Origin of the sequence: Pseudomonas serbica (genome assembly GCF_028823535.1) — a bacterium.
Taxonomy (GTDB): domain Bacteria; phylum Pseudomonadota; class Gammaproteobacteria; order Pseudomonadales; family Pseudomonadaceae; genus Aquipseudomonas; species Aquipseudomonas serbica.
This window is the reverse complement of sequence record NZ_JAQIYM010000090.1, coordinates 799,460-812,529: the sequence shown is the minus strand read 5'-3', so window position 1 is coordinate 812,529 and position 13,070 is coordinate 799,460. Positions and strand designations below refer to the sequence as shown.

General features: G+C 53.5%; 22 protein-coding genes. 6 read left to right on the top strand and 16 right to left on the bottom strand.

The annotated features are described in order from the left end of the window. Positions 1–2: 2 nt before the first annotated feature. The 5 genes from NQL71_RS35095 to NQL71_RS35075 form a co-directional block, all read right to left on the bottom strand. Complete coding sequence (locus NQL71_RS35095) at positions 3–368, bottom strand: hypothetical protein (protein ID WP_274644208.1); 366 nt, start codon at positions 366–368, stop codon at positions 3–5. Between the two features lie 43 nt (positions 369–411). Beyond that, positions 412–1,197 carry a hypothetical protein gene (locus NQL71_RS35090; protein ID WP_274644207.1) on the bottom strand — a complete coding sequence of 262 codons (786 nt, stop codon included), beginning with the start codon at positions 1,195–1,197 and terminating at the stop codon, positions 412–414. After that, positions 1,187–1,393, bottom strand: a complete 207-nt coding sequence (locus NQL71_RS35085; protein ID WP_274644206.1) for a hypothetical protein — start codon at positions 1,391–1,393, stop codon at positions 1,187–1,189. Before NQL71_RS35085 ends, NQL71_RS35090 begins: the two co-directional genes overlap by 11 nt. Positions 1,394–1,479: 86 nt before the next feature. Continuing rightward, positions 1,480–2,373: a HigA family addiction module antitoxin gene (locus NQL71_RS35080; RefSeq protein WP_274644205.1), complete on the bottom strand. Its 894-nt coding sequence runs from the start codon at positions 2,371–2,373 to the stop codon at positions 1,480–1,482. Positions 2,374–2,467: 94 nt separating this feature from the next. Further along, positions 2,468–2,761: a hypothetical protein gene (locus NQL71_RS35075; RefSeq protein WP_274644204.1), complete on the bottom strand. Its 294-nt coding sequence runs from the start codon at positions 2,759–2,761 to the stop codon at positions 2,468–2,470. Between the two features lie 173 nt (positions 2,762–2,934). On the opposite strand from NQL71_RS35075, the gene NQL71_RS35070 reads away from it, so the two are divergent. Next, the gene (locus NQL71_RS35070) at positions 2,935–3,171 is read left to right on the top strand and encodes a hypothetical protein (protein WP_274645083.1); all 237 of its coding nucleotides are present in this window, start codon (positions 2,935–2,937) and stop codon (positions 3,169–3,171) included. Positions 3,172–3,209: 38 nt separating this feature from the next. Here the strand turns inward: NQL71_RS35070 and NQL71_RS35065 are convergent, their stop codons facing one another. The 7 genes from NQL71_RS35065 to NQL71_RS35035 form a co-directional block, all read right to left on the bottom strand. Next, positions 3,210–3,647: an RNase H1/viroplasmin domain-containing protein gene (locus tag NQL71_RS35065; RefSeq protein ID WP_274644203.1), complete on the bottom strand. Its 438-nt coding sequence runs from the start codon at positions 3,645–3,647 to the stop codon at positions 3,210–3,212. 119 nt (positions 3,648–3,766) lie between these two features. Beyond that, positions 3,767–4,582 (bottom strand): ceramidase domain-containing protein, encoded by an 816-nt coding sequence (locus tag NQL71_RS35060; RefSeq protein WP_274644202.1) that lies wholly within the window; start codon positions 4,580–4,582, stop codon positions 3,767–3,769. Beyond that, a complete protein-coding gene (locus NQL71_RS35055; protein WP_274644201.1) occupies positions 4,582–5,190 on the bottom strand; it encodes a hypothetical protein in 609 nt (202 codons plus the stop codon). Before NQL71_RS35055 ends, NQL71_RS35060 begins: the two co-directional genes overlap by 1 nt. Positions 5,191–5,281: 91 nt before the next feature. Beyond that, a complete protein-coding gene (locus tag NQL71_RS35050) occupies positions 5,282–5,788 on the bottom strand; it encodes a hypothetical protein (RefSeq protein ID WP_274644200.1) in 507 nt (168 codons plus the stop codon). Between the two features lie 318 nt (positions 5,789–6,106). Further along, a complete protein-coding gene (locus NQL71_RS35045) occupies positions 6,107–6,607 on the bottom strand; it encodes a hypothetical protein (RefSeq protein WP_274644199.1) in 501 nt (166 codons plus the stop codon). A 115-nt stretch (positions 6,608–6,722) separates the two neighbouring features. Then, on the bottom strand, positions 6,723–7,178 hold the full coding sequence (locus NQL71_RS35040) for a hypothetical protein (RefSeq protein ID WP_274644198.1): 456 nt from the start codon (positions 7,176–7,178) through the stop codon (positions 6,723–6,725). A gap of 32 nt (positions 7,179–7,210) precedes the next feature. Continuing rightward, positions 7,211–7,471 carry a hypothetical protein gene (locus NQL71_RS35035; RefSeq protein ID WP_274644197.1) on the bottom strand — a complete coding sequence of 87 codons (261 nt, stop codon included), beginning with the start codon at positions 7,469–7,471 and terminating at the stop codon, positions 7,211–7,213. Positions 7,472–7,652: 181 nt separating this feature from the next. Between NQL71_RS35035 and NQL71_RS35030 the strand changes: the two genes are divergently transcribed. Beyond that, the gene (locus NQL71_RS35030; RefSeq protein ID WP_274644196.1) at positions 7,653–7,892 is read left to right on the top strand and encodes a hypothetical protein; all 240 of its coding nucleotides are present in this window, start codon (positions 7,653–7,655) and stop codon (positions 7,890–7,892) included. 169 nt (positions 7,893–8,061) lie between these two features. Here the strand turns inward: NQL71_RS35030 and tnpA are convergent, their stop codons facing one another. Further along, the gene (gene tnpA, locus NQL71_RS35025) at positions 8,062–8,478 is read right to left on the bottom strand and encodes an IS200/IS605 family transposase (protein ID WP_274644195.1); all 417 of its coding nucleotides are present in this window, start codon (positions 8,476–8,478) and stop codon (positions 8,062–8,064) included. On the opposite strand from tnpA, the gene NQL71_RS35020 reads away from it, so the two are divergent. The 4 genes from NQL71_RS35020 to NQL71_RS35005 all read left to right on the top strand — a co-directional run bounded on the left by NQL71_RS35020 (position 8,429) and on the right by NQL71_RS35005 (position 11,748). Next, positions 8,429–9,694, top strand: a complete 1,266-nt coding sequence (locus NQL71_RS35020; protein WP_274644194.1) for an RNA-guided endonuclease InsQ/TnpB family protein — start codon at positions 8,429–8,431, stop codon at positions 9,692–9,694. The two genes, tnpA and NQL71_RS35020, sit on opposite strands and share 50 nt — an antisense overlap. Before the next feature lie 279 nt (positions 9,695–9,973). Beyond that, a complete protein-coding gene (locus tag NQL71_RS35015; protein WP_274644193.1) occupies positions 9,974–10,417 on the top strand; it encodes a hypothetical protein in 444 nt (147 codons plus the stop codon). A 178-nt stretch (positions 10,418–10,595) separates the two neighbouring features. Further along, entirely contained in the window at positions 10,596–11,168 is a 573-nt protein-coding gene (locus NQL71_RS35010; protein WP_274644192.1) for a hypothetical protein, read from the top strand. 40 nt (positions 11,169–11,208) lie between these two features. Beyond that, positions 11,209–11,748, top strand: coding sequence for a hypothetical protein (locus NQL71_RS35005; protein ID WP_274644191.1), 540 nt, complete (start codon positions 11,209–11,211; stop codon positions 11,746–11,748). 113 nt (positions 11,749–11,861) lie between these two features. Here NQL71_RS35005 and NQL71_RS35000 read toward each other — a convergent pair whose 3' ends face one another. From NQL71_RS35000 to NQL71_RS34990, 3 genes are all read right to left on the bottom strand, one after another. After that, on the bottom strand, positions 11,862–12,134 hold the full coding sequence (locus tag NQL71_RS35000; RefSeq protein ID WP_274644190.1) for a hypothetical protein: 273 nt from the start codon (positions 12,132–12,134) through the stop codon (positions 11,862–11,864). Between the two features lie 17 nt (positions 12,135–12,151). Next, positions 12,152–12,616: a hypothetical protein gene (locus tag NQL71_RS34995; protein ID WP_274644189.1), complete on the bottom strand. Its 465-nt coding sequence runs from the start codon at positions 12,614–12,616 to the stop codon at positions 12,152–12,154. 134 nt (positions 12,617–12,750) lie between these two features. Beyond that, positions 12,751–13,050 (bottom strand): hypothetical protein, encoded by a 300-nt coding sequence (locus NQL71_RS34990; protein ID WP_274644188.1) that lies wholly within the window; start codon positions 13,048–13,050, stop codon positions 12,751–12,753. Positions 13,051–13,070: the final 20 nt, after the last annotated feature.

Sequence of the window (13,070 nt, the reverse complement as noted above, 5' to 3'; positions counted from 1 at the left end):
TTCTACTCGGCCACCCAGTTACTACGAGTGATTTTTGGCTTGCTGTGAGCCGCTGTGAAGCACGCTTGCGCTTCGGCCAGTGCCTGAGCTGTTTTATTCCTGGCGGCCTCCCAGGCGAGCGTTATGGCGGCGTCAACGTCTTCCGGAGCGTCGACGTAAACCCAACACAAAATCCCGGTACTGGAAGCCACGCATTCCACACAGGCCAATGCCTCGACCTTGATTCGCTTGCCATGAGCGGTGTCGAATACCACCGCCCCTTTCCGAGCGGGAATGGTAACCACCTCGATGGTCATCTCACCGCCAAGTCCAGCAGTCAGCAAGACGCGGAACAGCTCGGTGTTGAAGCCCTGCTTTGACGTGGCCATGCTCGTCGCCCCTCGGATTATTAAGTTTGGGTCAGCGAAGATCTTACGGCGCCGGCGAGGGTGGTTCTGGTTCCGACGACGCGATCATCGATCTATTTCGCATGGTCAGGATTATGATCTGGCTTGCGACGCCCTCCCCTTGAAGATGTGCAGGGAGTGTTTCTTCTATCTCCCCAGCGAGGCGCTTAGCTTCTTTGTCTGCTGAGCTGACACCCAGCAGAACCTCGTCAGTCACTTTCACGATAGCCTTGAGCTTGGGATTCTCTTTAATCGCCACCCAGATCTGGTCTTCAATTTCGAGTTTGTAGACATCAATCAGGTAAAACGTGAGTTCTTGAACGTCTGGAGTTCCCATTCGCTTAGAAAAAGCGACGAATTCCGGATCTGCCTGACCAAGCAGCTCACCGACCAGGTTGTAAGCCCCAATAAACGGCTCAGTCCCGGTAACCTGGTTCGGCTGCTCAGGGAACAAGGAGCGGATGTACGCACCGTGAGTGGCCCACAATGGCGACTCAAGGGTCAGCCGTATGTTTGCCAGCCGGGCATCATGCTCAACCTGAAGTTGATCATCGGATTTTCGGTATTCGGTCAGCAGACTTTCTGACCAATCCAGTTCTGGCTGACCTGGTCGCTCAAAAAGCGCGGCAGACAAAGGATTCAAGGTCAGATGAATTTCTGCGTGGGACAGTGTATCGCGGAAGCGATGTTGGCCATCGTGCAATGGCCCCATGTATTGGAGGTTGTCCGAGATTCGTTCCGAGGCAAAACCAAATTGCTTACCACAGGCTTCCTGGAGCAGCTCAAACAACACATCGACATCACGGCTCATAGCAATTTCCCTGAAATTGAGGTTTCGAATTCTCTCGGTTGTAGCACTTTGCCGGAAACAGGATCGCGGTCAGGTCTTTCTCGTTAACGTCCAGCTCGACGATTTCGACGCTGTCGAATTCGTCCGACTTGCGCGCTTTAACCAGCTCACCCTTGAGGTATTCCGGGTTGTCGCTTATTCGTATTCCGACATGCAAGCGATGGCTTCAATGCCGTATTCACCTTGATAGGCACATTTACGTTGAGCAACGAAGACGTGAATTTTCATTTTTCGCTTCCTGCTTTATGGGTGATTACGCCATTTCGCTGCTAGGCCCTTAAGTTCGTCGCGGATGACGTTCAAATTAAGTGGGCTTAGACGCTTCTTATCGGCAATAAAAGCGGTCAGCAGAAACCCCTCCCCGAACCATTTGCGCCCAGGTTTGACGTAGCAAGAAACCGGAGCATTGATTGTCTCTTGAAGAGCCAGCATGTCAGCCGAGATAGGAACATACTTCTTGTTCAACAGAACCCAAACAAGAACACCCTCAGTCTTCAGCTGGTAATCATAAGCAACCAGCGCATGACCATGGAAATCTCCACTGAAAGTTTTGTAGACCGAGGCGATAAACTCCTGAGAAAGCAGATTATCCTCATCCAAAATCCCGCAATCTTCGGAAAACGAGAAGGTCTTGAAATAGCCTTCCAACAGCGGCAATCCGTGAATACCTCGATCCATTTTAGTCGCCGGGTAATCGAAAAGCTTGCGCTCCGGATCCACCTGGCGCATCAGCATGAACAACGGCTCGACGCCACACAGTTCAGTGACCTCCACAAGATCGGTCAGCGGAATACTCCGGTCAGTGCCCACGTAACGCTCGAAAATATTCTTGAGCAAGGCCCTGGCGCTGTGCAGGCCTGGTTTTGCCTCCAACTGCGCAAGCGAGGTCACATCCACCGTAGTTCTGGCTCTGGCGAGATCGTAGGAGGTCTGCAGGCTCATCCAGAAATCAGCCTTCTCGTTGAGTACCTTCTCGAGGCGGATGGCTGTCTCCGGGGTGATTGCGGCCTTGCCGGTCAGAATCCGACTGATGCTGGCGGGAGACATGCCCATGGCCACTGCCAGTTCTGAAGGCCGGACATTCATATGGGGCAGGATGTCAGAAGAGATGATTTCGCCGGGGGATCTAATCGTCATGATGAGGCTTATCCTGAGGTAATGATCCGATTGTAGTTGCTCCTTGCGTAAGGCGCAACTACATAGTCAATACTCAGCAAATAACTTGCTTAACCTACCAAGTGCCCGTGAAGGAGTACTCGAGCTGACGGGCAGCCTCGGAACGCATGTTGCGCCAGACTATGAGCCACTCATCCAAGGTGTAATCACTCAAGCGAGGCACCATCACCGAGCAGCTCGACCAGTTGGCCGCTCCGCCACCGGTGAAGTACAGGTAGCCATTCCCTTTGACCAAACGCTCTTTTGCGCCGATCTTGGCCAGCGCGTCGTTGACAGCGGCAAAGGTCAGTCGAGGACGCTGCTCCGATGCGGTCTTGTCTTTAACGGTGGTGCGTTTGGAGGTCGACATACCAGGCTTCCTGCTGAATGGGTCATTGAGGAAGATAGTATTACGCTAGGGGTTAATTAGCAAGCATCCGCACAATTATTTTGATTGTTTGGGAGGCTCTGTTAACCTGGATGGCTCTGTTGAATTCAGGGCGAGTTCGCGAGTGGCGTGCTCCTAGAGTCCTGGTACCGAACATGAGCAGATCACGCCGCAAGACCCCGATAATCGGCCACACCACAGCCGTCTCCGAATCCTTCGACAAAGCCAAGTGGCACCGCGCTTTTCGCCGAGCTGAGAATAAACGCCTGAGCTGCGACCCTGAAAGCGAATCGCACCACCTGAAAGAGTTCTTCAATCCGTACAGCATGCACAAGGACGGCAAGCAGTGGATTGGGATTCCGTGCCGCCACCCGGAAGAAATGCGAAAGTAAGATTCGCAGCCCCTGGCTTACCGCCTGACCTGGATCGGCTAGAGCAGGTAGTCTTCTTCATCGAAACACAGCTCCGCGCCCCGAAGGATATTGGTCTCTACCACGGGCACCCCGGAGGCGGCATGCTCAGCCGTGAAGAACTCGGCCAATCCACGTTCCGTGGCTGCCATTTTGCATTCGCCATCGTAGATGTTGCTGCCGAGCAAGACGATATCCCCCATCCCCTTCCCGTGCGGTTGCATCATCACAATCGTGGCGACGCCAACACGGGCCAGTTGTTCCTTGGTGAAAACGCTGAAAACAGACAGTTTCGGATTGTTGAACTGCCTGATCCATCGGGCGGCGTCTTCGTGGGTCGAGAACCGGCGATAGCGAGCCGCTGGGAAGCCATGTACCTGTTCGTACGCGCCGTAGTACCAGGACTCGTAGATGCCGGGGTTAAGGCCTTTCGCGACAGCGTAGTATTTGTGTCCCATCTTCTCGTCCTGTCTGGTTAACAGCTAATCCAGGGTCGGCTGCTGGTTTGTAAATGGCCCTCTCCTACCGACAAAGCCCGCAAAGCGGGCTGTGGTGAAGCTGGTGGGGGTGTCAACCGTTATCCCGCGACCAGCGCCGCCCGCGCATTCCGAAAATCGCGCTTGAGGTGCACGTACACCACATAGGCGCCCAGAGCCGCCACCAGGTGCTTGATCGAATGGCCACTGACGTACATGAAGGCCTCGTAGATCGCGCCGTCCCAGTGCTCACAGGCCTTGGCTGTGGCGTAGTACACGATCACCAGCCAGATCGTTTTCGACTTCAAGAACTCGGCCTTGGTCTTGCTAATGAGGATTGGAACCAAAACCAAGGGCAGGAACTGCACCAGGACGTATGGACGCAAGTCGCCATGGCCCTGCCCTTCAGTGTACCACCAGTAGCCCACCGAGCCGATACCCAGCACCAGCAGCGGCCCAAGCAAGGCTTTGGCCAGCGGCATGCTCGCGTGGTACCCGATCACCATGCAGAAGAAGGCCATGAACGAAATGGTCATCGGCAGCCTGTCCCATACCAGGGTCAGGTTGGTCGGATTGGAGTGGTAGTACGCTGATCCGAGCCCAGTCAGCAGGATGCCGATGAAGAACGTGATGAACAGAGAAGTCGCCTCTTTGCCGGCGAACCGCCAGGCCTGCCGAAACTTGACCATGCACGTCAGAACCAGGCCGGACACGCCCAGCGTGATGAACGGCAGATTGGAGGCCACATTCCAGAAGTTGTCGACGCCCAGCAGGTGCCGGTGGTCAACAAACAGGTGGTAGGCAGGATCCTGACTGATCGCCGGGATGAATAACAACGCCATGAAAGCGACCACCGCAACGGCGGCCATGACCCAGGCTTTCACAGCCGAAATGCTGAACTGCACGGTAACGCTCATTATTGTTCCTTACGATCTTCAGGGATTGCAGTTTCAGTCGGTGGCTTAACCCATGGCCCCCAATACCGTTTGGACATAAGCTCGTGCCACTTGGTATCGCCATGAAAGAGACCGGAAGCCATGTTCCGTTCCGGGCAATACCAAACCCAATCGCCGGGGAACGGTGCCCAATACCAACCACGTGGAAGCGCCTGCATCGCAGACTCTGCGTGCCAGCCTGGCGTAAGTGGCACCTGGTCTGTTTTGAGCGCCTCACCGACGAGATAACTTAGCCACATCTGGCGCTCTTTAAACATCCCTTCTGGAGGTTCATTGCCGGCTTCGATGTGAACAGCCATCCGGTTGCCCACATTGACGAGCTTTTCCTCAAGCTCAGCACGCCCGTCCGAGCCAGCGCGGGTGTTCCATGCGCGGCGAGTAGCGGCATCGAAGCCATCCAGATCAAACTTACTGGCACTGTCCACGAAATCACTGCGGTTTACTGCTGGCCCGCGAGCCCCGCAAAAACACAGTACGAAGCCACGCCCATGCTCCGAGGCAAGCCCCATCCCTTCGTGTTCACCGCAATGGGCGCAGTGTGCGTAGTGATTGTCCGGAAACATGGTCATTGGCAATTTCCTTGAAAAGTTGTGCTGGAGATCTGTGGCGCTAAGGGAAAGAGCCAGCCTCCTGCGGAGGAGTGTCGACTCTCTCGATCCCTCACCAGCCCTGCGTTCGATCAACCAGGTCAACGAACACCGGCGCTTGGATGTGCTGCCAGGTCTCGACGAAGGATTCCGAATCCCAGCCACCGGTGCAAGTGTTGTAGGCGTCCCGGTCAAAGTCGTAGATACGCGCCGTACTGAAGCTTTCACCATCGTATCGGTGCACACGATACAGATAGGCATCTTTGTCGAGGGATGCGTACTCACAGCGGCCAATAAACAAGGCCTTGCCTGGATTAGCCTCCAGCAATTTGCGGTAGCGTCCCAGAAGTTGGTTGTAGGTAAAAATTTCAAGCCGCAATTCGGTATAGGCCTGCATCAACTGGGCTTCGGTGTAGAAACCGCCTTTCACATCCGTTGTCAGCAATCCGTGATCGGCACAGATGGCGAGGAAACCTTTGGGTTCGGCGTCGTGAACCGTCACACCGCAGTCGTGAAGGACGTTCATCACCGCCAGTTTGATATCGCTAGCCTGGATGGCGGTGGTGACACTGGCGGCCACTCCAGCCTTCCTGTCACGACGACCGGCGTCAGCCCAGCCAATCACTCGACACAGAGGGATTTCGAACTTTTCGTGCAGACCACCAGCTGGGTTCGTGGTGCTCAGCGCACCCGCTGGGAACGTTTTCGAACTCCGCAACACATCGCCGGCGTGGATCGAACCATCATCGAGCAAGAAAATGCAGGGGCCATCAAATGGGCCTGGTAGCCCTGCTGTGAAGGTTACATTTACAGGCTGCCCATCGGGCCGGGTAACGTTTGGCATGATGCTTTTCCTTTATGCACGGCGCCGAATCTCTCAATCCGGCGCGGTTCCATGTTATTGGGCGAAATCGAGAAACACAGGATCTTCGATATACCGCCAGGTCTCAACGAAGGTATCCGCATTCCAACCACCGACGCAGGTGTTGTACGCCGAGCTATCAAAATCGTAGACGCCGGCCTCGGTGAAGGTTTCCGTGTTGGATTTGTTAACCCCGTACAAGTAACCATCCTTGTCCAGGACAGCGTAGTCATCTTGGCCGATGTGCAGCGCCTTGCCTGGATGAAGCTCCAGCAGGCGACGGTAGTGACCCAGAACCTGATCGTAGGTCAAAACTTCGACCAGCAGCTCACGATAGGCCGTCAGAAGCCCGGCTTCGGTGTAGGCGTCCTGATCGGTGTCGGTGGCCAGAAGTCCATGCTCATCGCAGAAGGCAACAAACGCTTTGGCATCAGCAAACTCGCGAATCACCTTGCTGGTGTTGTCGAGGACGTTCAGTACGGCCTCTTTTACGTCATCTGCTTGATGAACGGTGGCGCTTTTGTCGTTTGCGGTCATGGAGTCTTCCGTCCTGGTCGATTGCGGCCACGCCGGGAAGGGCTTGGCCGCTGGAAAGTAGGACTATTGTATTATTCTAGGGATTCATTAGCAAGCAGTTATCGCCAATTCACTGCTATTTATCGACTTTTGGCTTGAGGTCATCCCAAGAAAGCTCGCGAAGAACCCCGGAACAATTTCCCGAGAATACATCGCTACATAGCTTCCCAGCTTTACTTGGGCCAATCATGGGAGAGATCATTTGTCCGCAGTCCGGGCAAAGGTTCCAGTCCGACCGAAGTTCAAGTCCAGGCGCATCAGCGAATAGGAAACTCTCTGCGTAGCGCAGATGAGCGCGTCTGATGTTCACGTCATCATAACCGTTGCGAGCCAGTTCCAAGGCCTGACGGCCCTTCTCTACCGCTTCACCGCCTGTTCCGTGCTTCCAGAACCCGCTGCTGTCTTTAAGCATTCCTGCTACAGAACTGAGTGCGGAAGTCGCGCTATACAGGCGAGCGCAGTGTTGAATGAGCTCTTCGCGAGTGCATTCATCGAACGGGGTTTGTCCCCATTTAAGCTCTTTGTCGGCCATGCGTCAGAAGCCCTCCAGGCAAGTTTCGTCGGTTATTCGTCTTTGCAGGTTTCGATGGTGAAGCTGATGTTGTCATACCCGCAAAACCCTTCATGAAGATCATCGCGGATGTGCATGGCATGAAACGAGCTGAATTCGCTGATGTCCTGACAGAACTTCACGTCGCTGATGTTGGCAGGCTTTATGACCGTCACGCCGGTTTTGAAGTCGCAGCGGTCAGCTTTGATCTCGGTGCCATTTTTGCAGTTGTGTCCAAATTTGCGTTCGCACATCGGGGTGTTGTTAATCAACATTTCGAGCCTTCCTTGTGTTCGGCACGGGCGGCGCCGGTTAATTGGAGCGCAGCTTTGTCCGCTCCGCTCTATCGCCCACAAATGTATTACCCTAGGGCTTCACGCGCAAGCTATTTGTTGCTATCCTCGCCGGCATGCCAAGAATGGCTCTCCGCCTGAATATTATTAAGAGGAAGGGAAAATGTCCGAAAGCGACTACAAAGAAACACAGATGGCCGAGCTCAGTATGAGTGAGTTCGTGTACGTTAACATCAGACTGGAGCGCATTCTGGACAACGGCAGAATGAAATTCCGTGTCAACGCCAATCCAGAGAGGGGTGGCTGCCGAATCGATACGGATCACGACACCGAGCTGGCTGCCAAGCAGGACTTCCTGACCCGCGTGCGCGAAGCCCTGGCACTCCCTGAAGGTACGTATTAATGGAAGTTAAGTATGGCGATGGCCAGACCAAGTTGGGCCCAGGCGTCGTAATTGAAATGACCGGGGATGAGGTGGCGACCGCGATTGATGCCTACCTCGTTGCCCACCAAAAGTAGCGAGGGGGCTCCATCCATTTCTCTGAATTGGTTGGAGGGGAATCGCGGGCACGTCAGTGCCCAGGCCTTTCTTGTTGTTGCACATACTGCTTGATCACTTCCAGTGGTGCTCCGCCGCAACTGGCGATGAAATAGCTCCGGCTCCAAAGCGTCGGTTTTTGATAAAACCTCGCCAGATGATCGGCAAACAAGTTGCGCAGGCGTCGGCTGGTGCCAGTTTTTAAAGCATTCACAAAATCTGCCAGCGCAACCGATGGCGGCAATTCAATCAGTAAATGGACGTGATCAGCCTCGCCGTTAACCTCCTTGACCTCACCGCCCCAGGCTTCGCAACGCTCACGAGCCTGTTGCGAAAACTCGTCAAGCATCGCTTGTGTCAGACATTTCTTGCGATATTTAGTCACCATAACCAAATGGTAGTTGAGTGAATATTCGCAATGGTTTAAGGTGTTTACATTGATATTTGTCATGGTAACCATTTTGGCCGATGCCTCTCAAAAGCGCAAGGTGAGCTACAGGCTCTACCCCTCGAAACAACAGGAAGTCCTGTTGTTCGAGCTGCTGCGCGGGCATCAGCAACTTTACAACGCAGCGCTACAAGAGCGTTCGGAAGCCTGGCAGAAATGTGGAAAATCAATTTCCTACGCTGACCAATGCAAATCTCTGACGGTTATCCGCCAGAGCCTGCCGGAATGGACGTTTGCCAACTGCTCTAGTCAGCAAATGACCCTGCGCAAACTCGACAAAGCCTTTCAAGCGTTTTTCCGCCGCATCAAGGCCGGTGAAACTCCCGGCTATCCGCGTTTCAAGTCCCTACAGCGTTACCCTGGTTTCAGCTTCAAGAGCCATGGTGATGGCTGGACGTTCACACCCGGCGCTAACTGGAAACATGGCCGGCTGCGTATCGGCGGCATCGGCCACATCCCGTGCCGGGGCATCGCTCGCCAGGGCGGGCGCATTTGCGCTTCGGATCTCTTATTTCGCAACGATACTTGGTACCTGTCGTTGACAGTCGAACCGGAGAGCATCGTACGTGAGCGAACGGCCCACGCAGCGGTCGGGATGGATTGGGGTGTTGAGTATTTCCTGAGCATCGCCGATGAATTCGGCGGTCACAGGGTCGTGGAGAACCCACGCCTCCACCGGGAATCCGCCGCGCATATCGCCAGCTTGCAGCAGTCAGTCTCGCGTAAGAAACGAGGTTCCAATCGCCGCAAGCGGGCAATCAAGGTGCTGAGCGAGGCTCGAGCCTTGCAAGCGCGGCGCCGGCTTGATCACCTGCACAAAGTCAGTGCCAAGCTGGCCGGCGAGAATGCGCTGGTCGCGATGGAAGAATTGCAGATCAGTAATATGACCCGCAGCGCCAAAGGCACAGCGGAAAAACCAGGCAAAAACGTTGCACAAAAATCCGGGTTGAATCGAGAAATTCTCGATACGGCCCCTGCATTATTCACTCAATTGATTCGCTACAAAGTGACGGAGACTGGTGGCGAATTCGTTGACGTGCCGACCCGAAAAGCAAAACCAAGTCAGACCTGCCCCGCCTGCGGCGCGGTCGTTAAAAAGACCTTGGCGGAGCGTTTTCATCGGTGCCCGTGCGGGCACCAAGAGCCGCGAGATGCGGCCTCGGCACGGGTGGCATTGAATTGGGCTCTGCACGAGCAACCGACAGCACCAATCCGGTAGGGAACTTGCCGAGGCAGGGATTTTTTATCTCTGCGAAACTCCACCCATTTGCATCAGCAATTGGATGGAGTAGTTCATGGAGTTAGCGTACGCGGCCCGCGTACCATCAGGCTCAACGAAACGCTCTGCACCCACATGGACATGGAGATGTACGTCGATCCAAGTGGTTCGGTCATCGTCGGAGAGACACGCTTCTCTGGCAGCGGCCCGGAAACGGATGAAGCAGACCGCCGTGCTTTGTTAGACTGACAACCAGCGATGAAAAAACGGAGCCTCAGAATGCCGATCACCACCAAAGAATTTGCCCTCAAACTCCAAGCCTGGCTTGATCCTCTGGACGCTGCGCAGGTCGAGTGTGATGGTATGTGCCGGTTGATCTCGGCAGTGCTGAGCGCCAACGACATCGAGCATGAGGTGATTGGCGGCATCTTGAGCGACCTGGATGGGGCAACCCCTGAAATGACGCACTTCTGGGTTGAGCTCCCTAACGGATACACCATCGACTACCGAGCTCGCATGTGGATGGGAGAAGAAGCGCAACACGGGGTGTTCATCAGATCCAGTGATCGCTTCGTTTATGAATCGCGTGGTGAGGTCGTCTTCAATTACCTGCCTAACTGGATACTTCAGGCTATGAGTGGTATCGACCTTGAAAGCTACCCTGTCCTGGATGTGGTTGGCGCCATCGAAACCAGAGACCATGACGAAAGCCCAACCCCCTGAGCGACCAATGGCTGGGTTCACCTACCCGACTTTGCAAGTTCTCCTGACCGTCGACGATATTGGTAAATTGTCAGCCGTTTGAGTACCATCTGGTCTCTTTCGAACGGTTGTCATTTCTGTAGCAAATCGACTTCGCTATGCTCTGCACACCTCGAAAACGAATCACACGGACGCCCTGATGAACAACCAATCGACCGAAGCAAAACTCGACTGTCCACTCGCCCAGAAGGTGATGGACTTTTTGAATGAGGCAGGCCTGCCGGTCTCGGTTGTTCCAGGAGCCACTGGTTTCGTGAAGAACATCGCGCTCGTTGAGGGTAAAGTGCAGGTCGACTCAAAGTGCTTGCCGTCCGTCTTGCTCCACGAAGCCGGACACCTGGCGGTAATTCCGTCACGATACCGACACATGATGAGTGGCAACCTGTACGCCAGCATGCGGCAGATCTTTGCAGATCCGGAAATCGACCTCATGAACCCCGATGAACCGGTCTCCCGCGCCCTCCTCCAATGCGGCGACTCTGAAGTCACCGCTTGGGCCTGGGCGGTCGGGAAGCATCTTGGCATCGATGAAGACCAGATCATCCTGGACGATCAGTATCAGGAAGGTGGGGATTTCATTCGGATTCAGCTTCAAACACGGGGTTACATCGGCATTAACGGGTTGTCGCACGGTGGATTTTGCGTCCCGCGTGCCAATCCTTACCGGCCTTTACCCGTCTACCCGGAATTAGCTTTTTGGCTACAACCTTGAACACTACGTTGCCACCTGAATTTATTGAGAGGCTTGTAAGATGCTGCCTGAAACACTTTCACAATGTGCAGAAACCAGGAAAAAACTGCGCGATATCAAGACCGCTCATGAATATGCGCTGTCTTTTGGTGATGTTCCAGCTGTTAATTGGGCTGAAGCCGCAATCTACGCAATTAGTTGGTCAGTATTTTTAGTGTCACTTTGTGCGGCTGCTTCAATCATTCCAAAGGACGCTGTACTGTTGATTATTCTAGGATTTATAATCAGTATTTCAATGGGTGCGGCAACCTGGTTCATAGCCTCCAAGTTTATTGAGCACCATATAAGAAACAAACCAACATGGGTCATGATGTTCGAAGAAAAACTCTGCTCGTATACGCCAATTGATGCTGGTAGATTTCAGAAATTTCAAAATGCAGTCAAAATAAAAGGCTGTATTGAAGAGGCTGAATTCAAATCATGGTTCGAAGACGAGCGCCAGGCGATTAAGTCTCATAATGCGCATCTTCAGTATTTGTCCACGAACGTCAACATTAGCCCCAAAGGGCCGTTTATGACAATGCCAATAGTGGAAGATTGACGCTTCTATTTAATATTAAAAAACCAGGCGTCAACGATAATTTTAGCGCCTGGTTTAAGCCAACCATGATTTCAGTAAGCCCGTCTTACGCGGGAAGTACGAGCTCTCTCCGATCAACACGGCTGAAAATCAGACGACTCCCCACGACCACCTGACTTCATGGCCTCAATCGCCAGCTGCGCAATTTCTGCCTGGGCGGCCACCACCGAGGACATCACCCAATTGCTGACAACGTAGCAGGTTCCGCGTGGGGTCTGCAGGGCATGGGCGTACGTCGCACCGCCAGAAAAGAATGGACTCTGCAGCTTCCAGACCTTAGCGCCGGCCTTAACTGAGCGCACAGCCCGGTTGGCATCGATGGGTTTCCACTTTGTGGGGTCTGACACGACTTCAACCTCCTCGATTACAGCGATGGGCCGGAAGGCTCGATATGGTTCTGACTTCGATCCTTATGAAAACCTTTCAGGTGATCGGCATACTGCTGGATCACCTCAGGGGCTTTCTTATTGATTTTTGCCCATTGAACAAAATCATTGAGCTTTCGGTAGGCGAACCGGTATGCAAAATCGCTGACCGTATCTTTTAAGTTCTCAGTTTCTTTCAGAGTTTCTTTTAAGGCGTCAGTTGAAAATGGAAACTCGTTGCTGAACTGCATCTTTTCAGCAGCCTTGTAGACTGACTGCAATTTCTCAATGGCATCCGTTTCTTCTGGGTGGTTTTTGACCAGAGAATGGTAGGCATCAGAAGCCATGTAATAGGCGCCGAGGAAGGCAAACGATTTAAGCCTGGTCTCCTGATCCTTGCACTGCTCAATCGTCTGTTCAATTTTTCTGATCTGCGACCTGGAAAAATCACTCATCTTCTTCATTCAGCCGCACCCTATTATTTCAGTTGCTGGTAAATCCCATGATACCGGTGGAGCAACACACGCATCCACGGAGCAACCTCGGCTCGTTACCCCATGGCTGGCGACGACCTGTAACGGCCTAGGCATGGCTGACTTTAGGCCGTAAGCACTTTAGCTGTTGTAAACATCAGCAAAATAATGACCGTTATAGCACCGCTCGCTACCACCACGGTATTAAGTCCTGATTCCATTCTCGACCTTTTCGGGTGATCTGCAATCAAAGGCCGCATATGGGCCATGAACAAACATCCGTGCCCAAGATGCAACACTAACATCAGCAGGCAAACTGGCAATACTGTAAAGAACGAGATAAATGGCAGGAAAGCAATTGTCGCCGAGCCAATAACACTGAACAAAGCTATTACTACTGCAAACTCAACAAGCGGGTTATTCATTGTCACGTTAACCTTTCTCA